This is a genomic window from Marinobacter bryozoorum (genome assembly GCF_023156245.1).
Lineage (GTDB): Bacteria > Pseudomonadota > Gammaproteobacteria > Pseudomonadales > Oleiphilaceae > Marinobacter > Marinobacter bryozoorum.
The window spans coordinates 76,781-102,259 of the sequence record NZ_JAKZAH010000005.1; the positions used below are offsets into that span (position 1 = coordinate 76,781).

Below are 25,479 nucleotides of genomic sequence, written 5' to 3' on the forward strand. Positions count from 1 at the left end.
TCCTCAGCTGTGGCGTCATTCTAGCAGCCTGAGCGATGCTTACCGTTTCAATGTGTTATCGAACGATTCTGCTGTAACCGTCTGTCTGCCCGGACCGTGCCAGGCGTCAGAGGGCGCCTGCATCCCCGGCCTGCCAGTCCGACAGCCGGCCCCGCAACCGCAGTGCGGCCTGGCTGTGGATCTGGCTGACCCGGCTTTCACTGACGCCGAGTACCGCGCCGATTTCCTTCAGGTTCAGTTCGTCCTGGTAGTACAGGCTCAACACCAGCTTTTCCCGCTCCGGCAGATCATTGATGGCCGATGCGAGGTTCTGGCGGAATGCCGCTCCGGACACATCATCCAGCGGATTATCCGTGGCTTCCTGTTCGTGTATCGGCAGCTCTCCGGTTTCATTGAGCTCATCGAGGGAAAAAAGTCGACCGGAGCTGGCGTCACTGAGGCAGGAGTGGTATTCGGTCAGGGTCATGCCCAGCTCGTCGGCCACTTCCTGGTCCTGGGCTTCGCGCCCTTCCCGGTCCTCAACCGCCTTGATGGCAGCCGCGACACGGCGGGCATTGCGATGGACCGAACGGGGAACCCAGTCACCCTTGCGGATTTCGTCCACAATGGCGCCGCGTATGCGAATGCCGGCGTAGGTTTCAAAGGAGGCACCCCGGTCATCCTGGTACTTGGCCGCAGCTTCCAGCAGGCCGACCATGCCAGCCTGGATCAGGTCGTCCAGCTGAACGGAGTCGGGCAGCCGGGCCATCAGGTGCAGGGCGATTTTCTTGACCAGCGGCGCATGCTGCTCAACCAGCTGATGGGTACTGCCCCGACCGGTCTGGTGGTAAATTCCGAGTCTTCTGGCCAATGTCATGTATCCGGTTAACCCGTACTTCAGGAATGGATCAGGCGTTACTACCTACCAGGCGCTCAACGAAAAACTCCAGGTGCCCCCGGGGCGATGTAGGCAGGGGCCAGTTGTCGACCTGCTCCGCCAGGGCCTTGATGGCCAGTGACGCCTTGGCCCGGGGGTAAGCGTCCAGTACCGCCCTCTGACGTTGCACTGCCTTGCGCACAGATTCGTCGTAAGGAACCATGCCCACGTATTGTAATGCAACATCAAGGAACCGCTCAGTGACCCGGGTCAGTTTACCGAACAGATGCTTGCCTTCCTGCTCATTACGGACCTGGTTGGCGAGGATGCGGAAACGATTGACACCATAGTCGCGGTTCATCAGCTTGATCAGGGCATAGGCATCGGTGATTGACGTCGGCTCGTCACAGACCACCAGCAACAACTCCTGGGCAGCACGCAGGAAACTGACCACGCTCTCCGAAATACCGGCGGCCGTATCGACAATCAGGACATCCACCTGGTCACCCAGTTCGCTGAACGCATTAATCAGCCCGGCATGTTCCATGGGTGAAAGCTGGGTCATACGCTGGGTGCCCGACGAAGCAGGCACGATCTTTATGCCACCCGGGCCATTCACCAGCACATCACGAAGGTCACACTCACCGGACAGTACGTCGGCCAGGTTACGCTTGGCGCCGATTCCCAGCAGCACATCAATATTCGCCAGGCCCAGGTCGGCATCCAGCAGGATAACCCGGCGGCCCATTTGCGACAGGGCAATTCCCAGGTTGACCGAAACATTGCTCTTGCCCACGCCACCCTTGCCACCGGTGACTGCGATTACCTGAACCGGATGTGGTCTGCTCATAGTGGTTGTCTGTTCCCGCTGAGGTTGTTCTCATTCATACCAATAAGCCTGCAGGGTGCCGACCACGTCCGGCTGCCGGCAAGGGCCACTCAGGCACCTTCTGCCATGGTCTGCTGCTTGCGTACGTCCCGCAGGCGTTCCACACCCAGGCGCACCAGTGATGCCGCATTGGCCGGGTGAAGGTCCTGCGGAATCTTCTGGCCATCAGTGACCCAGGCAACCGGCAGGGCGGTTTCCAGCGCAAACCCGAGAACCTCGCCGAGGGTCAGCGCCTCATCCAGCTTGGTCATGATGCAGCCTGCAAGACCCGACATCTTATAGCAATGCCACATGGATTTCATGATCCTGGGCTGGCTGGTCGCCGGAACGACCAGGTGCGGACTGACACGGTGCCGGCTGTTCGCCAGCTCTGCCAGCTGCTCCTGGCATCCGGGGTCGGCGCCGGACAGGCCGGCAGTATCGATCAGCACCATATGGCGGCCTTCCAGCTCATCCAGCACGTCATCCAGGCTGTGGCTGTCATCCACCACCCGTACCGGTACATTCAGGATACGACCAAACACGAACAGTTGCTCATGGGCTGCCACCCGGTAGCGATCGGTGGTCACCAGCGCCAGGGAGTCGGCACCATGCTCCAGTACGTACTGGGCGGCAATCTTGCCGATGGTGGTGGTCTTGCCGGAGCCGGTGGGACCCACCAGAGCGTAGATACCACCACGGGTCGCCCAGTCACTGTTGCCGGTTTTCAGACCCGCGGCCAGTGTGCGCAGAGCCCGCTTCCAGTTGTCTTCCAGCTTGCCGCGACCACTCTGGCGGGCCAGCGTGTCGGCCAGGGTGCTGCTCATGCCAAATTCTTCCAGACGCTCCGCCAGCCGCTTGCGCACCGCGTCCGGCGCCTCCGGGGTATGCTCCTGCGAGCTGGCGAACGACGCAACAGCGCCAGTTCCCTGTTCACTGATCATCGCCCGCAGCGAGTCCAGTTCACGACGCATCGCCGCGAGTTCATTGCTGCCGGCACCCTCAGCATTGTCGACCTGTGCCCCGGCCGCCTCGGGCTGACGGTTTTCCGACAGCGAAGGCAGGCTCTCGGTGTCAAGGTGATCCTGGAGCTCTTCGTGACGCTGGCGGGGCTCATAGCCACCCCGCTGCTCACGCAGGTGCCGGATACGACTGCGAGAGCGATCAAGCTCATCCTGCAGGCGCAGGTGTTGCTCCGCCTGTAATTCCGCCAGCCGGCCGTCACTGGTGGCGTCTACCGCTGCATCGCCAAGTTTCTGGCGGGCCATGTTTTCGTCATAGTCCAGTGCCGTCACAATCTCCACACCGCCATCGACCCGGCGGCTGGACAGGATTACCGCGTCATCGCCCATGGACTCGCGGACCTGCTTGAGGGCAGCGGACATGGTTGCCGCAAAGAACCGTTTTACTTTCATCTGTCTCTACCTCCCAGTGGGTCGTTACTTACCGACCGACGCCACGATGGTGACCTGCTTGTTATCCGGCACTTCCTGGTACGACAGCACGTGCAGGCGTTCTACCCCGTAGCTGGCGAACTTCGCCAGTACGGGCCGCAGGGGCGCTGATACCAACAGGATGGCGGGCTTGCCCATCATTTCCTGCCGCTGCGCACTCTCCTGCAGGGACCGCTGTAACTTCTCCACCATACCTGGCTCGAGCACCATGCCGATGTCGTCACCACCGCCGGATTGTTGACTCTGTTGCTGACTCTTCAGCAATAACTGTTCCAGTTCCGGATCCAGAGTGATTACCGGAATCTCCTGGTCGTTGCCGCAGATGCTCTGCACAATCATCCGTCGCAGGGCCTGGCGGGCCGCCGTGGTCAGCACGTTCGGGTCCTGGCTCTTGGGATGGACGTTAACGATGGCTTCGGCAATGGACCGCATATCCCGTATCGGCACCTCCTCCCGCAGCAGGCTTTGCAGCACTTTCAACAAAATGGAGATAGACACGGTGGTGGGCACCAGCTCTTCCGACAGCTTGGGCGAGACCTTCTCCAGCTGGTCCAGCCACTTTTGCACTTCCTCGTGGCCCAGCAGTTCGTGGGCGTGGCTCTGCAGGATCTGGTTCAGGTGGGTGGCCACCACAGTACTGGCATCCACCACGGTATAACCGAGGGTCTGGGCGTTATCTTTCTGGTCTGGCTCGATCCAGATGGCATCCAGGCCAAAGGCCGGGTCCTTGCCGGCAATACCTTCCACCTGACCAAACACCTGACCGGGATCGATGGCCAGTTCCCGCTCGGGATGAATCTCCGCCTCGGCGATGGTGACGCCCATCAGGGTGATCCGGTAGACGTTGGGCATCAGGTCCAGGTTGTCACGGATATGCACGGACGGCATAAGGAAGCCCATGTCCTGGGACAGCTTCTTGCGAACGCCCTTGATGCGGCTGAGCAGCTGACCGCCCTGGGACTTGTCCACCAACGGAATCAGGCGATAACCCACTTCCAGCCCGACGATGTCTACCGTGGCCACATCGTCCCAGCCCAGCTCCCTGTTCTCCGGCGGTGCCGGCAAGCCCTGCCCCTGGTCGGCCGCCTCCGGGCGGGCACCACCAGACGGCGCCGGCTGGCCGCCACCACTGCGGGCAGCCGCCGGCCAGCCGCTGCTGCCGTCTTCTTCCACAGCCTGGCGGCCCTGCTTCCAGACCCACCAGGCGGCACCGGCCGCCAACAGGCCCAGTCCCAGGAAGGCGACATGGGGCATACCGGGAATCAGCCCGAGCAGGATCAGGATAGCAGCGGCAATGGCCAGGGCCTTGGGGGCATCGAACATCTGCTTGAGGATCTGCCCGCCCATATCCTGGCTGGTGGTGACCCGGGTTACCATGATGGCCGCCGAGGTCGACAACAGCAGTGACGGAATCTGGGCCACCAGGCCGTCACCGATGGTCAGCAAGGCGTAGTTCTGGGTGGCACTGGCAAAGTCCAGGCCGTGCTGGATCATGCCGATGCCGATGCCGCCAATAAGGTTGATAAACAGAATCAGCAGGCCGGCGACGGCGTCCCCTTTAACGAACTTGCTGGCACCGTCCATGGAGCCGTAGAAGTCGGCCTCCTGGGCGATTTCTTCCCGCCGGTGCTTGGCATCATCCTGGTTGATCAGGCCCGCATTAAGGTCGGCGTCGATAGCCATCTGCTTGCCAGGCATCGCATCAAGGGTAAACCGGGCGCTGACCTCAGACACCCGGCCGGCACCCTTGGTGACCACCAGGAAGTTAATAATCATCAGGATGGCGAACACCACTATACCCACGGCGTAGTTACCGCCGATCAGCACCGCACCGAACGACTCGATCACCTTACCGGCGGCATCGCCGCCCTCGTGGCCGTTAAGCAGGACAATCCGGGTAGAGGCCACATTCAGGGCCAGTCGCAACAGGGTCGCTACCAGCAGCACCGTCGGGAAGGCCGCAAACTCCATGGGCCGCAAAGCGTAGACGCACACCAGCAGGATGGTAATGGACAGGGCAATATTGAAGGTAAAGAGCACGTCCAGCAGGAACGCCGGCATGGGCAGGATCATCATGCCCAGCAGTGCCATGAGCATAATCGGAATGCCCAGGTTTCCCCGCGTCAGGGATTTGACGTTATTCAGGACAAGGGCCCGGTCCATGTTGACGGATCTCTCCACACTGGTCGTTCTTGCTGCAAAGGCCGGGGCCGATTTTTTGACGCCCTGGCCGACTTACAGGGACTAGCGGCAAGATCCATACCATTTCTTACATTTTCTCCAGAATCCCCCCTGACTGAGTCGCTTCGATACGGTATCCTTGCGCAAATCCCACCCGACCAGCTGACAGGTGAACCATGCCCATTCACGAAGTCAAACACCCGCTTATCCAGCACAAACTCGGCCTGATGCGCCGCGCCGATATCAGCACCAAGAATTTCCGCGAACTGGCCCAGGAACTAGCGTCGTTATTGACCTATGAAGCCACCAAGGACTTCACCCTGAGCAAGGAAACCATCGATGGCTGGGCAGGCCCGGTAGAGGTGGAACAGATCGGCGGTAAAAAGGTCACCATCGTACCCATCCTGCGGGCAGGCCTGGGCATGATGGACGGTGTACTTAGCCTGATCCCGGTGGCCCGGGTCAGCGTGGTGGGCCAGATTCGCAACGAGGAAACCCTGGAAGCCTCCACCTACCTGGAAAAACTGGTGGGCGAACTGGACCAGCGCATGGCGCTGATCGTCGACCCCATGCTGGCAACCGGGGGCTCGCTCATCTCCACCATCGACCTGCTGAAAAAGGCAGGCAGCACGGAAATCCGCGCACTGGTCCTGGTCGCGGCCCCGGAAGGCGTGGAGAAGGTTCTCGAGAAGCACCCCGACGTGTCCATCTATACCGCCTCGGTGGACGAGCGCCTGAACGAGAAAGGCTACATCCTTCCCGGTCTTGGGGATGCCGGCGACAAGATCTTCGGCACCAAGCAGAAGGATGTCTGATATGCAGGATGCTGATCACACCACATCCCTGAGGGAAGACTACGCCGGCGAGCCCGTCTGGCGCCAGGCCCTGGCCGGCTCCCAGATGCTGCTGGTGGCTTTTGGTGCCCTGGTGCTGATGCCCCTGCTCACCGGCCTGGACCCGAGCGTGGCATTGTTCACTGCCGGCCTTGGCACGCTGATTTTCCATATTGTCACCGGTGGCAAGGTGCCCGTGTTCCTGGCCTCTTCCTTTGCCTTTATCGCGCCGATCATGGCGGCCAAGAGCCAGTTCTCCATTCCGGAGATTCTCGGCGGCCTGGTGGCGGCCGGTATCCTCTATATCCTGCTCAGCGGCGCCGTGCGCCTGCGGGGCACCGGTTTCATTAACCGCCTGCTGCCGCCTGTGGTCATTGGCCCTGTAATCATGGTCATCGGCCTGGGCCTGGCCCCGGTCGCGGTGAACATGGCCACCGGCCACACCGGTGATGGTTCCGCCGAACTGGTGCCCTACAAGCCTGCCATTGTGATTGCCATGATTTCCCTGCTGGTGACCATCGTGGTTTCCGTATGGGCGAAAGGCATTTTCCGGCTGATTCCGATTATGGTCGGCATTATCGTTGGCTACCTGCTTACCTGGCTGGCCGGTGTGTTCGAGGTAACCCCGGTTATCGTGGACTTCTCCCCCATTGCGGAAGCCGCCTGGTTTTCCATGCCGGCCTTCCAGAGTCCTTCGTTCAGCTGGGGTGCCATCCTGTTCATGATTCCGGTGGCCATTGCCCCGGCCATTGAGCACATCGGCGACGTGCTGGCGATCAGCAACGTGACCGGCAAGAACTTCCTCAAGAAGCCTGGCCTGCACCGCACACTGCTGGGCGACGGCCTGGCCACCAGCTCCGCCGCGTTCCTTGGCGGGCCACCCAACACCACCTACTCAGAAGTAACCGGAGCGGTGATGCTGACGAAGAACTTCAATCCGCGGGTGATGCTGTGGGCTGCAGGCGTGGCAATTGTACTGGCCTTCGTGGGCAAGTTCGGCGCCGCCCTGCAGACGATTCCGGTGCCGGTGATGGGTGGCATCCTGTGCCTGCTGTTCGGTTCCATTGCGGTGGTGGGGCTGAACAGCCTGATCCGCAACCAGGTGGACCTGTCCCAGGCCCGCAACCTGGTGATCGTGGGTGTGACGCTGGTGTTCGGCATCGGTGGTATGACGATCTTCGGGGTTGAGGGTATCGCCCTGTGTGGCATCGTTGCCATTCTGCTGAACCTGGTTTTGCCGGGCTCTGACAGTGCCTGGGGGGAACGTGTTCACCACGAGCACTGAGGGTGAATCCTTCCCTCGGACGGAAGTCGTCTACCTCTGTCCCTAGCCTGCGGGTTATGGGGTAGGCGGCAACCAGGGGGGAGGCTTTTTCCGCCGCATTGGAGGGGCGTCCTGCCACCCCAATGCTTCCGCGACATCCCTGTCGCTGCTCCAAAAGCCTCCCCCCTGTTCACCGCCAGTTACTCTGGTCGATATCGGTTGTATTAGAAATGTATAGGGGGTTGCGCTTGCCCTACGCTACGAAGCGCTGAGCATGAACTTATATATCCCGACGCATATCCTTGGGAATGGGGAAGTTCGGCATAGTCGGCTTGGGCGCATGCCCCTTGCGGAACTGCCGCAGCTGGAAGATATAGGCCAGCACCTGGGCCACCGCCATGTACAGCCCGTCGGGAATCTCCTCCCCCACCTTGGTGTTGTGGTAGACCGCACGGGTCAGTGGCGGCGTACGCAGCAGCTCCACCTTGTTCTCCCGGGCAACCTCCATGATCTTGAAGGCCACCTCGTCTGAACCCTTGGCCACCACCACCGGCGCTCCCATCGAGTTCTGGTCGTACTTCAACGCCACCGCGTAATGAGTCGGGTTGGTGATAACCACATCGGCGCCCGGCACATCCGCCATCATCCGCCGCTGGGCCATCTCCCGCTGCAGCTGACGAATCTTGCCCTTCACCTCCGGCTTGCCTTCCGTGTCCTTGTACTCGTCCTTCACCTCCTGCTTCGTCATCCGCAGTTTTTTCTGGTGATCATAGATCTGGAACGGCACATCAATGACGGCGATAACGATGGTGGCACAGGCCAGGAAGAAAAAACTCCACGCCATGGTCCACACCACATGGGCCATGGCCGGTACCGTCGGCTCCTCGGAAATACTCAGCAGATCCTCGGTACGCAGGTTCAGTATCAGGATCGCCACCGCCAGCACCAGGCTCACCTTCAGAATCGCCTTGACCAGCTCAACCAGCGACCGGGCAGAGAACATCCGTTTCAGACCCTTGAGGGGGTCCATACGATTCAGCTTGGGGGCAATGGCCTTGCCACTGAACAGCAAACCGCCGATACCGATGGGCCCGGCGATTGACGCAATCAACAGCAACAACAGCAGCGGACCAAGGGCCACGGTTGCTTCCCATGCGGAGCCAATCAGCTGGGTACTCATAAAGCGGGTATCAAAGATTTCCCCCCGCTCCAGCACAAAGGCGCCCCGCATGATCTGCTCCATGGAAATGGCCATGCTCTTGCCAAACACCAGAAGCCCGCCGGCCCCAGCCAGCAGCACAGCCATGGTGGCCAGTTCCTTGGAACGAGCGGTCTGGCCATCCTCCCGGGCCTTCTCAAGGCGTCGGGGCGTCGGCTCTTCCGTTTTCTCCTGACTGTTGTCGTTCTCTTCGGCCATATCAGCAATCAAAGTCCAAGCAGGCGCGGCACACAGTTAAAAGGGCATGGCCGGGGTGCTCCTTTCCGGAACCGTGAGGCGCCACATGCGGCGCCGCCCGCGCTCTACGACCGCCACGGATGGCGGGAGTGCCGATTTTGCAGGAGCATAAATCGGCCAGGGACGTACTTGCGGGGCGTGTTTCAGAAAGGGGTACCCTAGCCGTGACCCTGCACACAGATAAAAGGCAACGCCAGGGTATTGTTTGTAAGAATTTCAAGGCTGTCCCTGAAGCTGTCTCATAAACTCAAAAGTCTCACGGGTATACTGCTCAAAGTGCGGCAGAAAATTGGCATGCAGCACCCATATGGCAAACAATCCAAAAATCAGGCCAATCGGGAAACCCAGGGCAAAGATGTTCATCTGGGGCGCCGCCCGGGTCATCACACCAAAGGAAATATTCACGATAAACACCGCCGTCACCGCCGGCAAAGCCAGCAACAGGGCAGCAGCAAACATCCACGAAATCCGGTGGGCCAGCTGCCAGACTCCCTCCTGCCCCAACCCCTCAAGGCCAATGGGCAGGGTGCGGAAACTCTCCAGGAACACCTCGATTGCCACCAGGTGCCCGTTCATGGCCAGGTACAGCAGCGTGATCGTAATGGTGTAGATCTGGGAGAGAACCGTCACATTGACCCCGTGGGAGGGGTCGTTCATGGACGCAAAGCCCAGGCCCATCTGCATGGCGATCATCTGCCCGGCGATGGTAAACAGCTGGAACAGGGCCGTCAGCGCAAAGCCCATACCCACGCCGATCAGAATCTGCTGCAACGTGATAATGACGGCCTCGCCACTCATGGCCTCCACCTGGGGCACCGGCGGCAGCATGGGCACTACAAGGATCGTGGTCAACAGTGCCAGGCCCAGGCGAATCCTCGCCGGCACCAGCTGGGTGCCGATAAACGGGATCACCATGAAGAAACTGGCGATGCGGAACAGCGGCCACAGGTGCTGCCCCACCCACTGGCTCAGAACGTCCGCGCTGAGGTCGGCGGGAATCATGCCCGCCTCATCCGATCAGGTAGGGGATGCTGCCAATCAGCCCCTCGGCATGGTCAATCAGCTGGGTCAGCATCCAGGGACCCGCAAAGATAATCACCAGCAAGGTGACCAGCAACCGTGGCAGGAAACTCAGGGTCTGCTCGTTGATCTGGGTGGCCGCCTGAAAGGTACTCACCACCAGGCCAATCACCAGGCCGGGGCCGATGATAAAGGCCGCCAGCATCACGATCATCCACAGCGCTTCACGCATGATGTCGATGGCGGTTTCCGGCGTCATGGCAGGCCTCCCTATATTCCGTAGCTGGCGGCCAGGGTGCCCATGATCAGGGCCCATCCGTCCACCAGTACAAACAGCATGATCTTGAACGGCAGTGAGATGATGATCGGTGACAGCATCATCATCCCCATGGCCATCAACACACTGGCCACCACCATGTCGATAATCAGGAACGGGATGAACAAAATGAAGCCGATCTGGAACGCGGTTTTCAGCTCACTGGTCACAAAGGCCGGCATCAGCACCCAGAAAGAGACGTCCTCCGGGGTATCGTACTGCTCGTCAGCAATGCGCATAAACAGGCCCAGGTCACTCTCGCGGGTCTGGGCCAGCATGAACTCCCGGAAGGGTCCACTGGCGGCCTCCACGGCCTCGATGGAGGTCATCTCCTCTGCCAGGTAGGGTTGCAGCCCCACCTGGTTGGCCTCTTCGAAGACCGGCTTCATGATGAAGATACTGAGGAACAGCGCCAGCCCCAGCAGGATCTGGTTGGAGGGCGTGGATTGCAGTCCGAGGGCCTGGCGCAGGATGGCGAAGACCACGATGATGCGGGTAAACGACGTCATCATCATCAACATGGCGGGCAGGAAGGTCAGCGCCGTCATGAAGGCCAGAATCTGCAGGGTGACCGAGTACTCTTCCCCCTGCTCTCCCGGCGTCACGGTGACGGCCGGAATGCCCGGTATACCGCCAATGCCGTCCTGGGCAAACACATCCGGGGCCAGTGCAAGACCCGCCAGCAGCAACAACCAGCGCATCAGTCTGACTCCCCCTTCCGACCGGTGTCGCCAGGTTTCCAGTGCCGTCCCATAAGGCTTTGCAGCTTCCTGGCGAAGTCACCGTTGACAGCCTGGCCCGGCGCCACGACCGGTTCATCAAACACATGGAGGGTGCGGATGGAGCTGGGGGTAATGCCCACCAGTATCTGGGTGCCAGCCACGTCAATCAGGGCGATGCGCTCGCGTGCACCCAGGGCCATGACCGAAATAACCTTCATGGCGCCGCTGTTCATGCCGGTCAGTCCGTTCATGCGGCGGATCAGCCAGGCACATCCAAAAATCAGTGCCACCACCACCAGCAGGCCAATACCCATGGTGGCCAGGGTGGCAACCGCATCGGACTGGCTACCACTGCGCTCCGGCGCCTGCTGAACGGTTTCGTCCTGTGCAAGGCTCACGGCAGGTACCATCAGCCAGGCGACCAACGCCGCGGCACGTGCCTGTGTCATGATTTCTGAAGGCGCTTGATGCGCTCACCGGGGCTGATCACATCGGTCAGGCGAATACCGAACTTCTCGTTCACCATTACCACCTCACCGTGGGCAATCAGGGTGCCATTAACCAGCACATCCAGTGGCTCACCGGCCAGGCGGTCCAGTTCGATCACGGACCCCTGGTTCAACTGAAGCAGGTTGCGTATCGGAATCTGAGTGTTGCCCACTTCCATGGAAATGGTCACCGGGATGTCCAGGATGACATCCAGGTCCGGCTCGGTGGCCGGCACGCTGCCGGACTCTGACCCGACCCCGAAATCTTCCATGGGCGCAGTTCTCACCTGCTTGCCGGGGTCCTCTTCAGAATCCTCGGCCTCGGCCATGGCAGCGGCCCATTCGTCGGCCCGGTCTTCACCTTCCTTTTCGTCGCTGTCGCCGGATTCTTCCATGGCCGCTTCCCACTCGGCAGCCAGCTTTTCGTCTTCGCTGAGCTCGCGTTCGTCTTTGTTATCGTCAGCCATGTTTACCTACCTTCAGTTGTTTCTTCACCTTCGGAAGCCGGGTACGCTCCTTGATTCTCAAGGCCATCTTGCCGTCGCGGGTACCCAGGGTTGCCTTGTAGATGGGAATACCGTTTGCCGTCATGTCCAGCGCTTCCGGCATCTCCACGGGAATCACATCACCTGGCTTGAACTTGGCCACATCTCGCAGGGAAATACGGCGCCGGCATACTGTCGCGTTGACCGGCACCAGGACTTCCTTGATATCTTCCTGCAGGGCATTGACCCAGCGCTCGTCCACATCGTCTATATCACTCTGGACACCCGCATCGAGCACTTCCCGTATGGGCTCGATCATGGAATACGGCAATGCCATGTGCAGTTCACCGCCGCCGCCGTCCAGCTCCACATGGAAGGTGCTGATAACCACCACCTCACTGGGGCTGACAATATTGGCCATGGCCGGATTGACCTCGGAGCTGAGGTACTCGAAGTCGACCTTCAGCACCGCATGCCAGGCCTCTTTCATATCCACAAAGACCTGGTTGAGTACCATCTGCACGATGCGGGTCTCGGTGGGGGTGAATTCCCTGCCCTCAATCTTGGCATGGCGCCCCTCACCCCCGAAGAAGTTGTCCACCAGCTTGAACACCAGCTTGGCATCGAGAATAAACAGACCAGTGCCCCGCAACGGCCGGACCTTGACCAGGTTCAGACTGGTAGGCACATAGAGAGTATGGATGTACTCCCCGAACTTCATGATCTGGATGCCGCCTGTGGAAACGTCGGCATTTCGGCGCAGGAGGTTGAACAGACTGATGCGTGTATAACGGGCGAACCGTTCGTTGACCATTTCCAGGGTCGGCATACGCCCCCGGACAATCCGGTCCTGGCTGGCGAGGTCATAGGTCTTGACCCCCTCGTCATCAACCTCGTCATAGGTGTCGATATCGCCGTCGTCCACCCCGTGGAGCAGCGCATCGATTTCATCCTGTGAGAGTAAGTCCTGCATCGTTATCAGCCTCTGACTGCCTGCAGTCTGGACGTATACCGGTCAGCGATCCCGGTACCCGGCCTTCGTGTGTTTTACTGAACAACAAAGTTGCGCAACAGCACCCGGTCCAGGGTGGGCTCCCCCTCTGCCGCCAGGGTCTCATTGACGGCAGCCAGCAATTGATCGGGCAGGCCCTGCCGACCTTCCGGGGTCTGCAGCACCATGAACTCCTGCTGTCCCAGCTCGGAAATCAGCCTGTTACGGACCAGCGGCATATGCTTTTCAGCCGCGGCCAGGGCATCCGCCTGCTCCGACTCAAAGGCCAGGTATACCTGGATATAGCGCTGCCGGCCGGGATGGCGGACGGTGGTAACCAGCGGCCGTTCCATCACCAGGTAACTCGCCGGGACAAAGGCCTCTTCTTCTGCGGCTGCCGGGGCGGCCGGGTTACCTTCCCCGCCCCTGGTAAGGAACCAGAGTGTACCCGCCACAGACAGACCAATCGCCAGAACCAGGATAATGACCAGCAGCAGTATGGTCTTGAACTTGCCTTTTTTGGGTGGCCCAGCCACCGAGTTGTCTTCCGCCATTCCGGAGTCCGTCAATTTTTTGCCGATGCGGGTCAGAAATCCCCTTGCAAGAGATTAAAGCAATCCCTGCGCCAATCCTGACCAAGCCTGAAGTTATGTCGCCAGAGTGTAACCCTGTCAGCCTGCGAACCGAAGCACCCCGGCCCGCAAACACAAACGCCAGCCTGATGGCTGGCGTTTGTGACATAACTCACCAGAGTGTAACCCCTGACCCGCCCGGTGGCGAATACTTTGAGCACTCCGGCAAAGGGAATAACCATCAACCGGAATCAGGCATAGAGGTCCACTTCGCCTCGCCAGGACAGGTCCAGTGAGCCAGCCGCGATGGTATCCGCATCAGTGTCGTCGCCCTCATCGGCCAGCTGGCCGGGGCCAGGTTCGCTGCGCCCCTCGCCATCACCTTGCTGGTCAGCGGTTTCACGGCTGCTGGAGTCGCTCACGTCAAAGCCTTCGAGGCTGAGCCCCTGTTCGCTGAGCATGTCCCGCAGCCGGTGGCCATGGAGTTCGAGCTGTTCCCTCACCGCCGGAGTAGTGGCATGCACCGTTACCGTGGCCTGGTCGTTCTGTACCTGCACCCGCACATCAAGGGGGCCCAGCTCCGGTGGTGTGATATGGATCTCCGCTACCGACATCTGGCTGGCGGTCAGCCAGGCCAGCTTGCCCATAACCTTCTCGCCCCATTCATTGTCTCCAACGGGCGAGTCAACACTGGTGGTATAACTGCGCATCAGTGCCTGGGCCTCCTGCCCACGCAGGGTCGCTGACTGGCTCAGGGACTGGGTCAGCTCGGGCGCCGACATTCGGGCCATCAGCGTATCCGCAAACTTACCCGATGACTCGCCAGACAGCTGACTACTGCCACCCTGAAGCCCTGCCAGCAGGCCCCCGCCCTTCGCAGAGGATTCCTTGCCGGCTTCCAGCATGGCGGTAAAGAGTTTACCAACGGTCGGGGATGCTCCGGGCTGCTGGCCGGTCAGTCCCGGCGCCAGCAAGCCAGCCGCCAGGGAACCATTGAGAGCCTGGGCAGTCCCTGTCTGAAGCTGTCCGTTAACGCCGAGTATGAACGGCGCCTCGGCCCCCTCGGCCAGGTCCAGCAGTTCGGCGCTTTGCTCTTCCAGGGAGCGGATATCGATTGCCGTGTCCGTTTCAGGTTTGCCCCCGGCGTCGGCAGCCTGACCCTTACGACCCGGGTCCACTTCCGAGCTGGCGTTACGATCCGCAGGCGCCTCTGGGCGGCCTTGCCTTGCCGTTTTAGCGGCAGGCTCCGCCTCCCTGGCCTCCGGGTGGCTGGTTGCCTGTTCTTCCCTGCCCTTGCCAGCGCTGTCAGTACGACGGGATTCCGCCTGGCGTTCCTGTTCCATTTTCCGGTCGCGAGCCCGGTCTTCGAGACGCCATTGCTCCAGCCTCTTCTCCTGTTGGCGTACAATTTCGTCGTACCGGCTCGGGCCATTATCGGCCGGAGCCTGGGGGGACGGGGTTTTACCAGGCGCCTTTCGGTCAACGCCCGGTTCAGGGTTAAGTAACTGAGTAAGCACCATTGAGGACATGGCAACCTCTTGCCGCAGAATCGCTGAAATCCGCACGTAAGGCGGGTTTTCCAGGAAACCTGCAAACACAATGCCAGAGACGGCAAGGGAGGGAAAAGAGCCGGCGCGAGCAGCGCTGATTCTGGCCTGGGCGCCTTGCGGACAAGGCCTCAGGCGAGGAGTGCGTCTTCCATCAGGCGACGAACGGTGGCGAATTCGGTCTCCAGGGGGGCCATGACCTGGCGGGCAGCGTCCAGGTCACCTTCACGGCCAGCCTTTTCAACTTGCAGGCACAGGTCACCCAGGCGGGAGGCACCGATATTGATGCTGCTGCCCTTGAAGCTGTGAGCCGTCCTGGAAAACGCGTCCGGATCATTCTCGGACAGGGCCTGGTGAAGTGACTGGATTCGTTCACGGGAGTCATTGATGTACGTCTGTATGAGGATGTCGAATTCATCCTCCATCACATCCCGCAGTTCCGCGAGGGCCTCTTCATCAAGGTGTGGCTTGGTGTTCATAACCGACCTCACAGGAGCCACCGGTAGCGGTGACCCTTGATGTGTTTATCTGATCATAGTCGAGCCAGCCGGGAAAATAACAGCCCGGTCCGCTGCCCCGCAAGCAAACCCGACAGGCTTTACCGGTTGGCCAGGGAGCGTTAGCCCCCGTTCTCGGATAACTCCCAATCATATACTACTTCAGCCTGATTTCCTTGTTTGTTGTAGCTCAGGCCACTGGACAACTGGCGGATCAGGCTCAGTCCCCGGCCCGCATAGACGCTCGTGCCGCCCTCACCCTCCGGCGCATCAGGGTCGAAGCCACGACCGGAATCCTGGCACCGTATCACCAGCTGTCCACCATTACCCTCCATGCGATGCTCCAGTTCAAAGCGGATATAGTGGCCATCAACCCTGGCCAGCCGGCGCTCCCGTTCAGCGTAGTAGCGGGAAAAGCCTTCCGGGCCATTTTTCCAGCCTGAAGGCAGCTCGAGTACCCCGTGTTCAAGGGCATTGTTGTACAGCTCCGCCAGCAGGGTGTAGATCTCACCGCTGTGTTGTCGCAGGCCAGCCACGGCCATACACACGTGGAGTAACAGGGGCAACGGATTAAACTGCCCCAGGGTCTGCCCCTCCACCTGGTAGCTGCAGCGCCAGAACGCCGGCCCGGTCACCGCCGACCGTGCGGCTGAGACCGACTGCAGGGCCACCGGGTCCTGGCCGGTAACCCTCAGGCCCAGCAGGGTCAGGTCGTCACTCTCCCGGGCACTACCAGTGAAGCCCTGTACCGCCTGGACCAGGTGATCCACCGGTGACGCGCCCGTCGGCCGGGCCCCCAGTGTCTCGGCCAACCGACGCTCACCAAAGTGTTGCCCCTGCTCATCGGCCGCCTCCAGCACCCCGTCGGTCATCAGCAGAAGCTGGTCTCCCGGCTCGACCCGGTACTCCTCCATGGCGGCAACAAACCGCTCCGGCGCCAGTATCCCCAGCGGCAGGTGCCTTGAGGCGAGGGCCTGATGGTCACCGCTCTTGTACATCAGGTAACCATCCGGCAAGCCGCCATTCCAGAACCGCAGCATGCCCTGCCGGAAGTCCACATCAGCAAAGGCCGCGCAGCAGAACATTCCGGTCGGCAGGATCCGCACCAGTTTCTGGTTCAACTCCCGCAATACATCCGGCCCACTGAAGCCTTTGCTGGTCATACCGTAGAAAATCTCCGCCACAGGCAGGGCACCAATGGCGGCTGGCAGCCCGTGGCCGGTAAAATCCCCCACCAGCAGGTGTACTCCACCGGCCGGACGGGGGCAGGCAAACAGGATGTCACCGTTGAACACTGACATCGGAGAGGCGTGGTACCGGATATTGGGAGCGTTCAGGCAGCCGGTGTGGGCGATGTTGTCAAAGACCCGGCGGGCAATGATCTGCTCCTCCAGCAACTGTTCGTTGCGCGCCTTGATCAGGTCCCGTTGCTGGCTAAGGGTTTCATGCATGCGGCGCATGCGATCAAAGGCACGGAGCTTGGCTTCGATAATCACCGGATTGTAGGGCTTGGGCAGGAAGTCATCACCGCCGGCGTCCAGGCACTGGGCCAGGGACCCTGCATCGGTCAGCGAGGTCAGGAAGATCACCGGCACCAGGGTTTCGCCGGCAAGGGCCTTGATTTGCCGGGCTGCCTCCACGCCGTCCAGGCGTGGCATCATCACATCCAGCAACACCATATCCGGTTGCCAGCAGTCATAGAGCTTCAACGCAGCCTGGCCATCTTCCGCGGCCTGGACCTCGTGGCCCTGGCGTCGCAACATGGCCTGCAGGATCAGTCGGTCAGTGTTGCTGTCATCGGCAATCAGCAGCCGCAATGGTCTGGGATTCTCTGGCTCTGTCACGGGTGCGTCCTCTCACCCCTGAGGGCATTGTGGCCACTGGCCGCAATATCCCCGACGGTATCGTCAACGAATGGAAAACAACTGCTCGAAATTGGAAATGGCCAGGATCCTGCGCACGTCACCGTTGCAGTTTTCAATGTGGATACTGGCCTTGTCACCACCGGCGTAGTCTCGCAGCAGCAGCAACATACCCAGGGCGGAGCTGTCCAGGTAACTGGTGTCGGACATATCAATCACCCAGTGATGAACGCCCTCGGAGCCCTTTTCGTAGGCGTCACGGAACGCCTGGTGGGTACTGAAATCAAACCGCCCTTCAATGGCAATGGTGCGGGTTTCACCGTCGTCGCTTTGTCGGGTATGCACAGGCATGGTGTTTCCCTCCACTAACCGGGGCCAGGAGTCTGCAGGATGTCTGCGGCACAGACTGCTGGAATCGTTTGGGTAATCCTGCTGTTAATCGGGTGCCACTGCAAGGCGTTTGTCCAGCTGCAGAACGGCCACTACGCCCTACAGGATAGCGAATGGAAAGGCATTTGTATTGCGGGTGCTATCGGCGCCGCGATCAGCGCCGGCGGGAAAACTGACGGGCGGCGGCTTCGTCGGCCTGCTTCTGCTCAGCGAGGTCGCGGGCGCGCTGCTCCTGGACACGGCAGGTATCAATGTACCTTTCCATCCCACGCCTGCGCTCCCAGGCCTGCTGCCATTGCTGCCGAGCCTGTTCAACCCGTTGTTCCGCCTGGCTGGCCCGGGCCTGCTGCTCACCGATGAGCAGATCCAGCCGGGCGATAAAGCTCTGCCACCCCTGCAAACGGGAGACCGGCACGGTACCTTGCTGCTGTTGGCGCATCTGTTGGTGGTATTCCTGTTGATAGCTCTGCAGCTCTGCGAGTCGGTCCTGCTCCGCCTGCCACTGGCGGCGAACCTCGTTCATGCGGTCCAGGGCCTGTTGTTCCTTGCGCTCCTCCAGCTCCAGCACCACCTGGAGACGCTCCGACCGCACCGTCATTCACGACCCCCGGCCTGGTTCTTTTCCGCACCAGGTGCCTTGGCGGGCTTCGCCGGCAATAACGCCAGCAATTGCTCGACGGACTGTTCGAAGGGCGCCGCCTCATCCAGGCCCTGCTGCAGGAAGTCCCGCATGGCATCAATGTAGCGGATCGCAAAGTCGGTTTCCGGGTCCGAGCCCTTTACATAGGCACCGACGCTGATCAGGTCACGGGCCTGCTGATAGCGGGAATAGACCTGCTTGAAGCGCTGGGCCCGGGCGAAGTGATCTTTTTCGGTGACATGGGGCATCACCCGACTGACGGAAGCCTCCACATCAATGGCCGGGTAGTGCCCCTCTTCCGCCAGACGGCGGGAAAGCACGATATGACCATCCAGGATAGCCCGGGCCGAATCCGCCACCGGATCCTGCTGGTCATCCCCTTCAGTCAGCACGGTATAGAACGCGGTAATCGACCCACCCCCGGGCTTGCCGTTGCCCGTGCGTTCCACCAGCTGGGGGAGCTTGGCAAATACCGACGGTGGATAACCCTTGGTGGCTGGCGGCTCACCCACCGCCAGTGCGATTTCCCGCTGGGCCTGGGCGTAACGGGTCAGGGAGTCCATCAGCAACAACACCCGCTTGCCCTGGTCGCGATAGTACTCGGCAATACGGGTGGTCAGCATGGCGGCCCGCAGGCGCATCAGGGGCGAGTCATCCGCCGGCGACGCAACGACCACGGAACGGGCAAGGCCCTCTTCCCCCAGGATGTCGTCGATGAATTCCTTGACCTCCCGACCCCGTTCGCCGATCAGACCAACGACGGTGATATCAGCGTCGGTGAAACGGGTCATCATGCCCAGCAGCATACTCTTGCCCACACCACTGCCCGCAAACAGGCCCAGGCGCTGACCCTGGCCTACGGTCAGCAGGCTGTTGATGGCACGGATACCCACATCCATGGAGGTGCGAACCGGGGCCCGGTCCAGGGGGTTGATGATCTCACCGGTAAGTGGCACCCGGGCTTCCGCCCGTAACGGGCCATGACTGTCGAGGGGTTCACCATTACCGTTGACCACGCGGCCCAGCAACCCTTCACCCACCGGCACCTTGCTGGCAGCGGAGAGAGGCACCACGCGGGCGCCGGGACGAAGCCCGTCAATAGCGGTCAGGGGCATCAGGTAAACCCGGTCATCCTCAAAACCAACAACCTCGGCTTCCACTGTGGCATCACCCTGACCCAGGATCAGGCAGCGGTCGCCCACCACCATGGGGCAGCCCACGCACTCCAGGGTCAGGCCGACCATACGGGTCAGGCGTCCGGACAGTTCCGGTGCGGGCTCTGAGGGGATATTGGCGGAAAGTTGCTGAAGCCGGTCAGCCAGGCTGCTGGTCATCGTCGGACTCCCCCGGCTCGTCCAGCACCTCACGATGGAAATCGGACAGGTCTCCCATCGCCGCTCCCGGCTGATCGCCCTCACCGGCGGAGGCAGTGCCGACCTGCTTTTCCAGCATGGCCTGGACGGCTTTCTGGAAACGTTTCTCGATCGTGTAGTCCACCAGTGAGTGCCGGGTTTCCACCTTGCAACCACCGGCCAGGATGGATTCGTCAGTGGTCACCGACACCTCGGCATCCAGCCGTGAGGCGACCTCATTCACCCATTCCTGGTCGGAAGGATTGATCCGTATGCGGACGTTTTCCCGGGTGGACGGCAAACTGTTTACTGCATCGGTAACCACCTGCCGGATCTGGGACGAATCCAGTGACAGCTCCCGGTGAATCACCGCCCGGGCCAGCACCGTGGCCAGGTTGACCAGGGCGGATTCCAGCTCGTCCTGGTGCCGCTCGATGGGGGCGACCAGTTCAGCCATCACGCTTTCCAGCCGCGCCAGTTTTTCGTCGATGGTGCTGCGGGTGTCCTGCTCGGCCTGCGACCGGCCTTCCTGTTCACCGGCTTCCCGGCCTTCCCGGTAACCCTGTTCGCGGCCTTCTTCCGCTCCCTGTTTGAAACCTTCATCGTGACCTGAACGGCGGCCCTCTTCCCTGCCTTCTTCCCAGGCAGACTGGCGAATGGCTTCAATGTCCGCGGCGGTCAGGGGCTTGACCTCGACCTCTTCTTCGCGGGGCACCTCGTTACCCTGTCCATCCAACAGGGGCAGCTCCCAGCGTTCCCAGGCACTGAGCTCTTCGCGGGGAATATTGTCGCGGCGACGGGAATCCTTCATCACATCATTTCTTCGCCGGCACCGCCGAGGGTGATTTCACCCGCTTCAGCCATTCGACGGGCAATGGTAATAATGTCTTTCTGCGCCGTTTCCACTTCACTGACACGGACCGGGCCCTTGGCTTCCAGGTCATCCTGCAGCAGCTCGGCCGCACGCTTGGACATATTGCGGAAAATCTTGTCCTTGACGGAATCATCCGCACCCTTGAGCGCGACAACCAACACGTCGGAAGAGACTTCCCGCAACAGGGCCTGGATGCCCCGGTCGTCCACTTCCACCAGGTTGTCGAAGACAAACATCAGGTCCTCAATGGTGGAGGCCAGGTCCGGATCCATGTCCTTGATGGAATCCATCAGGCCACCTTCGATGGCCCGGTCCATGAAGTTCATGATATCCGCGGCACGTTTGACGCCACCAATGCGGCTGGTCTGGGCACCGGAACCACCGGAGAACTGTTTCTCGAGAATATCGTTGAGCTCCTGCAAGGCCTGGGGCTGGATGCTTTCCAGTGCGGCCACCCGCATCATCACGTCCAGGCGTACCTTCTCATCGAGTGTGGCAAGGATTTCTGCGGCCTGGTCCGGATCCAGGTAGGAGATAACAATGGCCTGGATCTGGGGGTGTTCATAGCGAATGATATCCCCCACCGCCCGGGGTTCCATCCACTTGAGGGTGTCCAGGCCGGTGGTGTTCCCACCGATAAGGATCCGGTCGATCAGGCTGGCAGCCTTGTCGTCGCCGAGGGCCTGGGTCAGCATGGCGCGGATATAGTCGTCGTTACCGACGCCCAGACCCGTCTGGCCACCAACCGCATCGACGAACTCATTGAGCACGAACGACACGTCGTCCTTGCTCACATCTTTCATCTGGGCCATGGCTACGCCCACTCGCTGGACTTCCTTCGGGCCCATATGGCGCAATATTTCGGCGGCGTCGGACTCACCCAGGGACATCAGCAGGATTGCGGCCTGCTCGACCCGGGGAATCTTGCGGCGGAGCTGTTTCTTGTCCCCGTCCTGGCGGTTTTCTTCACTCATCGACGTTCACCCACTGGCGCATTACCTGGGCAACCCGGGCCGGGTCCTCGGCAATCAGCCCCTTCAAAGCGTTCAGGTGCCTATCATAGCTGTCAGTAGCCCCGGGCAAAAGCAGCTCGTCCTGGCCGCCCATGGCATCCGCCAGGGCTTTGTCCGCTCCCATGCCCAGGTCATCGTAGGAGCCGCCGCCAGATTCAAAGTCATCTTCCCGCTCGCGGCGGCCACCGCCGGAGATGGACTTGAGCACCGGACGCAGCAGCCCCAGCACCAGGGCCAGGATAACCACCCCGGCAAGTACCTGCTTCATCAGGTTCCAGAACCAGGGTTGCTCCCAGAACGATGGCTCCACATATTCCACCGACTCTTCCGGTGCGAAGGCGGTGTTCATCACCGTCACACTATCACCCCGGGCAGCAGAGTAACCAACGGCGTCGCGAACCAGCATATTGAGCCGTTGCAGCTCCTGTTCTTCCCAGGGCTGGTAGGTAACCTCGCCGGTATCCGGGCTGACCACCCGCTTGTCATCCACGGCCACCGCCACGGTCAGACGTTTGACGTCGCCCTGGGCCTGGCGAATGTAGCTGACCGTGCGGTCCACTTCGTAGTTGCGGGTCGACTCGCGGCGGATATCCACCGGCTGGGTCTGGCCACCTTCGTCATCGTCCTCGTTACCTGCCCCAGCCTGCTCAGGCACCGTGGCGGCGCCCGGCGGCTGGTTGGAAAGGGCTCCGGGAATCCCACCTTGCGCCCCGGCGACCCGCTGCTCGGACGACTCCCGCTCACTGCGTATGGCCTGTTGCTCCGGGTTGAACAATTCTTCGGCCTGCTCCACCGACGAGAAATCCAGGTCGGCGCTGACCTCTGCCCGGAAGCGGCTGTCGCCTACAATCGGTGCAATCATCGAGGCTACCCGGCGGGTAAGGCGATCTTCTACCCGCTCGGTGTACTCATACTGTTCCTGCATATCCCGGCGGCTTTCATCTTCATCACGGCCGGTAAGCAGGTTGCCATTCTGGTCCACCACCGTGACCTGGTCGCGCTGCATTTCCGGCACACTGCCGGCTACCAGGTTAACAATGGCCTTGATCTGCTCCTGCTCGACCCGGCGACCCGCAAACACATTCAGGAAGACAGACGCGCTGGGCTGACGGGCATCACGAACGAACACGGAACGCTCGGGAATCGCCAGGTGGACGCGGGCAGACTTGACGCTACGCATGCTGCCAATCGTGCGGGCGAGCTCGCCTTCCAGGCCCCGGCGGAAGCTGACGGTCTCCATAAACTGGGAGGTACCCAGCCCCTGGTCCTGGTCCAGCAATTCATAGCCGATGGTGTCCCGGTCTGTCACACCCTCCGCAGCCAGTTTCAGGCGGGCATCATAGACATCATCGGAAGCCACCAGCAACGCGCCGGAGCGCCCGTCCATACGGTACTGTATACCACTCTGGTCAAGGATGCGGGACACATCTTCCGGGTTGTAACTGGACAGGTCTCCCAGTACCGGCTGGTAATCCGGTTCCTGGGCCCACAACACGACAGCCACGCCCAGTGCCACGCTGGCAGCCAGCCCTACCATAAGGCCGATCTGCCGCAACAGGTTCAGGCGATTGAAGCCGAACAACAGGTCGCTGCGGCTTTCGTTCTCGGTGTCCGAGCCGGTGGTGGACAGCTCGGTGGAGGTGGCGTCTGCAGGTACACTGGCCATGGATTTGCTCCGCTGCTAACTCGTTATACCGGCCGTCAGATCGGCATGTTCATGATGTCTTCGTACGCCTTCACCACCCGGTTACGAACCTGGGACAGCGCATCAAAGGCGACAGAAGATTTCTGGGAGGCAATCATCACCCGGGTAATATCCACGTTCGGGTCACCCTGTTCGTAGGCGGTTCGCAAATCGCCGGTGGTGGACTGGAGGTCATTCACCTTGTCCACCGCCTGGCTGAGCATATCGCCAAAACCCGGAGTTTGATTGGCTTTCTCGGGACCCGCCGGCTTGTCTACCTGACCACGTACCGCCAGGTCATTGTCCATACGCTGGTTCTGCGTCATCTGCGCCCGCAGGTTGCGCATTTCAGACAGGACGTTGTTAATGTCGGCTCGTTGGACCATTGCTCATCTCCCGGTTCCCAAAGCTGTTTCCAGGCCCCACGTCATACTCGGGGCTGAACAGGTTTGATCCGTTCAATGCAAACTCCTGACCAACTCATAATTAATCATTAATTACAGTCAGTTAAGCGGGAACTCAAAATGCTGACCGAAGGATATGCCGGGATTTTGACGAGCTGACAGGGGCCATCGAAGGCCCAGAAACACGAAAGGCGCCCGCAGGCGCCTTTACGCATCCATGGTCAGTGTCAGCCAGCCATGGCCAGCTCGGCGTCCAGGTCGATACCGAAGTCACGCATCTGGGCGAGCTTGTAGCGCAGGGTGCGGGGACTTATGCCCAACTGCTCTGCCGCCCGGTTGCGGCGGCCACGCTCGCGTCGAAGCGTATCGATGATGATGCGGAACTCCCTGCGGCGGACTTCATCTCCCAGTGAGGCAGACTCCGCTTCGGGTTCCGGTGTCACCTGCGAGTGCCCTGCCGTGTCACCATGCTCAGCGACCGGTGCGCTGACCGGCTCAGCCTGCACTGGTGCCGGCGGCGCCTGGGTAACCGGTGCGGTCGGGCTGGCAGCCACGCTGCCCAGTCCGGTAATACCCATATCCAGGCACAGGTCCTCCGCCTGGATCTCGGCACCCTGGTGCAGTACCAGGGCCCGCTGTATGGCGTTATCCAGCTCCCGCACGTTGCCGGGCCAGCCGTGATTCTGAAGCGCCTGGCGAGCCCCGCCTCCCAGGGTAATACCGGTGAGTTTCATCTTGCGACTGTGCTCGCGCAGCAGGTGCTCAGCCAGGGGCAGGATATCCTTCGGGCGATCCCGCAACGGGTGCCAGTGCATGGGCAGTACGCTCAGACGGTAATAGAGGTCTTCCCGGAACTTGCCTTCACGGACGTAGTCTGCCAGGTCCCGGTTGGTGGTGGCCAGTACGCGTACATCGAGGGAAATGGTGCGGCGCCCACCGACCCGCTCCACTTCCCGCTCCTGCAATACCCGCAAGAGCTTGGACTGCAACCCCAGGTCCATCTCCGAAATCTCGTCCAGCAGGATGGTGCCACCGTTGGCCTGCTCGAACTTGCCCGGTACCGAGGCATGGGCGCCGGTAAACGCGCCCTTCTCGTGACCGAACAGAATGGCCTCAAGCATGTTCTCGGGAATGGCAGCGCAGTTGATGGCTACGAAGGGCTGGTCACTGCGACCGGAGTTCTGATGGATAAAGCGGGCCAGCACTTCCTTGCCGGTGCCACTCTCGCCGGAAATCATCACCGTGGAATCACTGGCAGCCACTTTCTTTGCCAGCTGGAACAGGCGCTTGCTGATGGGATCTTCCGCCACCGGGTCGTCACTGTTGCGACGGCGACTGACCGTGGCACCCACGACCTTGTCCACCGCTTCCACCAACACCTGCGGCTCGAAGGGCTTGACCAGGTAGTCAATCGCGCCGGTCTGCATGGCGCTCACCGCATCGCTGATCTGGCCATAGGCAGTAATCAGCATCATGGGCAGCCCGGGGTACTTCTTCAGCACTTCCGAGAGCAACTCATGGCCGGACATACCCGGCATATTAACGTCACTGACCACCATATCCACCGGCCCACGGGCCAGTTCCTCCAGCGCCTTTTCACCGGATGCGGCTTCCCGCACCCGGAAACGGGCCAGCTCAAGGGTGGTAACCAGCGCCTCGCGCAGGTCGTGGTCGTCTTCAACGATAAGAATCTGGGGTCGGGCCATGATG

25 protein-coding genes are annotated in these 25,479 nt (G+C 61.0%); 2 read left to right on the forward strand and 23 right to left on the reverse strand.

Translation table 11 applies throughout. The features are described 5' to 3' along the window. Positions 1-106 precede the first annotated feature (106 nt). The 4 genes from MLC59_RS04565 to flhA all read right to left on the reverse strand — a co-directional run bounded on the left by MLC59_RS04565 (position 107) and on the right by flhA (position 5,341). Entirely contained in the window at positions 107-856 is a 750-nt protein-coding gene (locus tag MLC59_RS04565; protein WP_248231290.1) for an RNA polymerase sigma factor FliA, read from the reverse strand. Positions 857-887: 31 nt separating this feature from the next. After that, the gene (locus tag MLC59_RS04570) at positions 888-1,706 is read right to left on the reverse strand and encodes a MinD/ParA family protein (protein ID WP_248231297.1); all 819 of its coding nucleotides are present in this window, start codon (positions 1,704-1,706) and stop codon (positions 888-890) included. A gap of 89 nt (positions 1,707-1,795) precedes the next feature. Then, positions 1,796-3,139, reverse strand: a complete 1,344-nt coding sequence (flhF, locus tag MLC59_RS04575) for a flagellar biosynthesis GTPase FlhF (protein WP_248231298.1) — start codon at positions 3,137-3,139, stop codon at positions 1,796-1,798. A 24-nt stretch (positions 3,140-3,163) separates the two neighbouring features. After that, on the reverse strand, positions 3,164-5,341 hold the full coding sequence (gene flhA / locus MLC59_RS04580) for a flagellar biosynthesis protein FlhA (RefSeq protein WP_248231468.1): 2,178 nt from the start codon (positions 5,339-5,341) through the stop codon (positions 3,164-3,166). A gap of 194 nt (positions 5,342-5,535) precedes the next feature. Here flhA and upp point away from each other — a divergent pair, with 194 nt between their 5' ends. Together upp and MLC59_RS04590 are read left to right on the forward strand one after the other, a co-directional pair. Beyond that, a complete protein-coding gene (upp, locus tag MLC59_RS04585; RefSeq protein WP_248231299.1) occupies positions 5,536-6,174 on the forward strand; it encodes a uracil phosphoribosyltransferase in 639 nt (212 codons plus the stop codon). Between the two features lies 1 nt (position 6,175). Then, positions 6,176-7,477, forward strand: coding sequence for a uracil-xanthine permease family protein (locus tag MLC59_RS04590; protein WP_248231300.1), 1,302 nt, complete (start codon positions 6,176-6,178; stop codon positions 7,475-7,477). Between the two features lie 259 nt (positions 7,478-7,736). Here the strand turns inward: MLC59_RS04590 and flhB are convergent, their stop codons facing one another. The 19 genes from flhB to MLC59_RS04685 all read right to left on the reverse strand — a co-directional run bounded on the left by flhB (position 7,737) and on the right by MLC59_RS04685 (position 25,475). Beyond that, on the reverse strand, positions 7,737-8,873 hold the full coding sequence (flhB, locus tag MLC59_RS04595; protein ID WP_248231302.1) for a flagellar biosynthesis protein FlhB: 1,137 nt from the start codon (positions 8,871-8,873) through the stop codon (positions 7,737-7,739). A 255-nt stretch (positions 8,874-9,128) separates the two neighbouring features. Beyond that, positions 9,129-9,914, reverse strand: coding sequence for a flagellar biosynthetic protein FliR (gene fliR, locus MLC59_RS04600; protein ID WP_248231304.1), 786 nt, complete (start codon positions 9,912-9,914; stop codon positions 9,129-9,131). Between the two features lie 7 nt (positions 9,915-9,921). Further along, a complete protein-coding gene (fliQ, locus tag MLC59_RS04605; RefSeq protein WP_248231305.1) occupies positions 9,922-10,191 on the reverse strand; it encodes a flagellar biosynthesis protein FliQ in 270 nt (89 codons plus the stop codon). A gap of 11 nt (positions 10,192-10,202) precedes the next feature. Continuing rightward, on the reverse strand, positions 10,203-10,949 hold the full coding sequence (gene fliP / locus MLC59_RS04610; RefSeq protein ID WP_248231309.1) for a flagellar type III secretion system pore protein FliP: 747 nt from the start codon (positions 10,947-10,949) through the stop codon (positions 10,203-10,205). Next, positions 10,949-11,419: a flagellar biosynthetic protein FliO gene (fliO, locus tag MLC59_RS04615; protein ID WP_248231310.1), complete on the reverse strand. Its 471-nt coding sequence runs from the start codon at positions 11,417-11,419 to the stop codon at positions 10,949-10,951. The genes fliP and fliO overlap by 1 nt, the downstream gene beginning before the upstream one ends. Then, positions 11,416-11,925: a flagellar motor switch protein FliN gene (gene fliN / locus MLC59_RS04620; protein ID WP_248231311.1), complete on the reverse strand. Its 510-nt coding sequence runs from the start codon at positions 11,923-11,925 to the stop codon at positions 11,416-11,418. The genes fliO and fliN overlap by 4 nt, the downstream gene beginning before the upstream one ends. After that, the gene (gene fliM, locus MLC59_RS04625; RefSeq protein WP_248231312.1) at positions 11,918-12,916 is read right to left on the reverse strand and encodes a flagellar motor switch protein FliM; all 999 of its coding nucleotides are present in this window, start codon (positions 12,914-12,916) and stop codon (positions 11,918-11,920) included. The genes fliN and fliM overlap by 8 nt, the downstream gene beginning before the upstream one ends. 74 nt (positions 12,917-12,990) lie before the next feature. Continuing rightward, positions 12,991-13,488 carry a flagellar basal body-associated FliL family protein gene (locus tag MLC59_RS04630; protein ID WP_248231313.1) on the reverse strand — a complete coding sequence of 166 codons (498 nt, stop codon included), beginning with the start codon at positions 13,486-13,488 and terminating at the stop codon, positions 12,991-12,993. Positions 13,489-13,757: 269 nt separating this feature from the next. After that, entirely contained in the window at positions 13,758-15,035 is a 1,278-nt protein-coding gene (locus MLC59_RS04635; RefSeq protein WP_248231314.1) for a flagellar hook-length control protein FliK, read from the reverse strand. A 149-nt stretch (positions 15,036-15,184) separates the two neighbouring features. Further along, positions 15,185-15,532, reverse strand: a complete 348-nt coding sequence (locus MLC59_RS04640) for an Hpt domain-containing protein (protein WP_248231316.1) — start codon at positions 15,530-15,532, stop codon at positions 15,185-15,187. A 140-nt stretch (positions 15,533-15,672) separates the two neighbouring features. Beyond that, positions 15,673-17,394, reverse strand: coding sequence for an ATP-binding SpoIIE family protein phosphatase (locus MLC59_RS04645; protein WP_345799749.1), 1,722 nt, complete (start codon positions 17,392-17,394; stop codon positions 15,673-15,675). Positions 17,395-17,457: 63 nt separating this feature from the next. Further along, positions 17,458-17,763 (reverse strand): STAS domain-containing protein, encoded by a 306-nt coding sequence (locus tag MLC59_RS04650; RefSeq protein WP_248231318.1) that lies wholly within the window; start codon positions 17,761-17,763, stop codon positions 17,458-17,460. A 193-nt stretch (positions 17,764-17,956) separates the two neighbouring features. Beyond that, positions 17,957-18,400 (reverse strand): flagellar export protein FliJ, encoded by a 444-nt coding sequence (gene fliJ / locus MLC59_RS04655; protein ID WP_248231324.1) that lies wholly within the window; start codon positions 18,398-18,400, stop codon positions 17,957-17,959. Next, entirely contained in the window at positions 18,397-19,776 is a 1,380-nt protein-coding gene (gene fliI, locus MLC59_RS04660; RefSeq protein WP_248231325.1) for a flagellar protein export ATPase FliI, read from the reverse strand. Before fliI ends, fliJ begins: the two co-directional genes overlap by 4 nt. After that, positions 19,757-20,605, reverse strand: coding sequence for a flagellar assembly protein FliH (locus tag MLC59_RS04665; protein WP_248231327.1), 849 nt, complete (start codon positions 20,603-20,605; stop codon positions 19,757-19,759). Before MLC59_RS04665 ends, fliI begins: the two co-directional genes overlap by 20 nt. Further along, positions 20,605-21,642, reverse strand: a complete 1,038-nt coding sequence (fliG, locus tag MLC59_RS04670; protein ID WP_248231329.1) for a flagellar motor switch protein FliG — start codon at positions 21,640-21,642, stop codon at positions 20,605-20,607. Before fliG ends, MLC59_RS04665 begins: the two co-directional genes overlap by 1 nt. Further along, complete coding sequence (gene fliF, locus MLC59_RS04675) at positions 21,635-23,347, reverse strand: flagellar basal-body MS-ring/collar protein FliF (RefSeq protein WP_248231331.1); 1,713 nt, start codon at positions 23,345-23,347, stop codon at positions 21,635-21,637. Before fliF ends, fliG begins: the two co-directional genes overlap by 8 nt. A gap of 35 nt (positions 23,348-23,382) precedes the next feature. Then, complete coding sequence (gene fliE / locus MLC59_RS04680; protein WP_248231340.1) at positions 23,383-23,751, reverse strand: flagellar hook-basal body complex protein FliE; 369 nt, start codon at positions 23,749-23,751, stop codon at positions 23,383-23,385. 245 nt (positions 23,752-23,996) lie between these two features. Continuing rightward, on the reverse strand, positions 23,997-25,475 hold the full coding sequence (locus MLC59_RS04685; protein WP_248231341.1) for a sigma-54-dependent transcriptional regulator: 1,479 nt from the start codon (positions 25,473-25,475) through the stop codon (positions 23,997-23,999). Positions 25,476-25,479 lie beyond the last annotated feature (4 nt).

What these genes read in the sequence shown, in the direction of transcription:
- fliF (WP_248231331.1), bottom strand. Translation starts at nt 23,347, where the DNA reads ATGGCCAGTGTACCTGCAGACGCCACCTCCACCGAGCTGTCCACCACC.
- fliR (WP_248231304.1), bottom strand. Translation starts at nt 9,914, where the DNA reads ATGATTCCCGCCGACCTCAGCGCGGACGTTCTGAGCCAGTGGGTGGGG.
- upp (WP_248231299.1), top strand. Translation starts at nt 5,536, where the DNA reads ATGCCCATTCACGAAGTCAAACACCCGCTTATCCAGCACAAACTCGGC.
- flhA (WP_248231468.1), bottom strand. Translation starts at nt 5,341, where the DNA reads ATGGACCGGGCCCTTGTCCTGAATAACGTCAAATCCCTGACGCGGGGA.
- MLC59_RS04630 (WP_248231313.1), bottom strand. Translation starts at nt 13,488, where the DNA reads ATGGCGGAAGACAACTCGGTGGCTGGGCCACCCAAAAAAGGCAAGTTC.
- fliQ (WP_248231305.1), bottom strand. Translation starts at nt 10,191, where the DNA reads ATGACGCCGGAAACCGCCATCGACATCATGCGTGAAGCGCTGTGGATG.
- fliJ (WP_248231324.1), bottom strand. Translation starts at nt 18,400, where the DNA reads ATGACGGTGCGGTCGGAGCGTCTCCAGGTGGTGCTGGAGCTGGAGGAG.
- MLC59_RS04565 (WP_248231290.1), bottom strand. Translation starts at nt 856, where the DNA reads ATGACATTGGCCAGAAGACTCGGAATTTACCACCAGACCGGTCGGGGC.
- MLC59_RS04570 (WP_248231297.1), bottom strand. Translation starts at nt 1,706, where the DNA reads ATGAGCAGACCACATCCGGTTCAGGTAATCGCAGTCACCGGTGGCAAG.
- flhF (WP_248231298.1), bottom strand. Translation starts at nt 3,139, where the DNA reads ATGAAAGTAAAACGGTTCTTTGCGGCAACCATGTCCGCTGCCCTCAAG.
- MLC59_RS04650 (WP_248231318.1), bottom strand. Translation starts at nt 17,763, where the DNA reads ATGCCTGTGCATACCCGACAAAGCGACGACGGTGAAACCCGCACCATT.
- MLC59_RS04685 (WP_248231341.1), bottom strand. Translation starts at nt 25,475, where the DNA reads ATGGCCCGACCCCAGATTCTTATCGTTGAAGACGACCACGACCTGCGC.
- fliP (WP_248231309.1), bottom strand. Translation starts at nt 10,949, where the DNA reads ATGCGCTGGTTGTTGCTGCTGGCGGGTCTTGCACTGGCCCCGGATGTG.
- fliM (WP_248231312.1), bottom strand. Translation starts at nt 12,916, where the DNA reads ATGCAGGACTTACTCTCACAGGATGAAATCGATGCGCTGCTCCACGGG.
- fliO (WP_248231310.1), bottom strand. Translation starts at nt 11,419, where the DNA reads ATGACACAGGCACGTGCCGCGGCGTTGGTCGCCTGGCTGATGGTACCT.
- fliE (WP_248231340.1), bottom strand. Translation starts at nt 23,751, where the DNA reads ATGGTCCAACGAGCCGACATTAACAACGTCCTGTCTGAAATGCGCAAC.
- MLC59_RS04640 (WP_248231316.1), bottom strand. Translation starts at nt 15,532, where the DNA reads ATGAACACCAAGCCACACCTTGATGAAGAGGCCCTCGCGGAACTGCGG.
- fliG (WP_248231329.1), bottom strand. Translation starts at nt 21,642, where the DNA reads ATGAGTGAAGAAAACCGCCAGGACGGGGACAAGAAACAGCTCCGCCGC.
- flhB (WP_248231302.1), bottom strand. Translation starts at nt 8,873, where the DNA reads ATGGCCGAAGAGAACGACAACAGTCAGGAGAAAACGGAAGAGCCGACG.
- MLC59_RS04635 (WP_248231314.1), bottom strand. Translation starts at nt 15,035, where the DNA reads ATGTCCTCAATGGTGCTTACTCAGTTACTTAACCCTGAACCGGGCGTT.
- MLC59_RS04665 (WP_248231327.1), bottom strand. Translation starts at nt 20,605, where the DNA reads ATGAAGGATTCCCGTCGCCGCGACAATATTCCCCGCGAAGAGCTCAGT.
- MLC59_RS04590 (WP_248231300.1), top strand. Translation starts at nt 6,176, where the DNA reads ATGCAGGATGCTGATCACACCACATCCCTGAGGGAAGACTACGCCGGC.
- fliN (WP_248231311.1), bottom strand. Translation starts at nt 11,925, where the DNA reads ATGGCTGACGATAACAAAGACGAACGCGAGCTCAGCGAAGACGAAAAG.
- fliI (WP_248231325.1), bottom strand. Translation starts at nt 19,776, where the DNA reads ATGACCAGCAGCCTGGCTGACCGGCTTCAGCAACTTTCCGCCAATATC.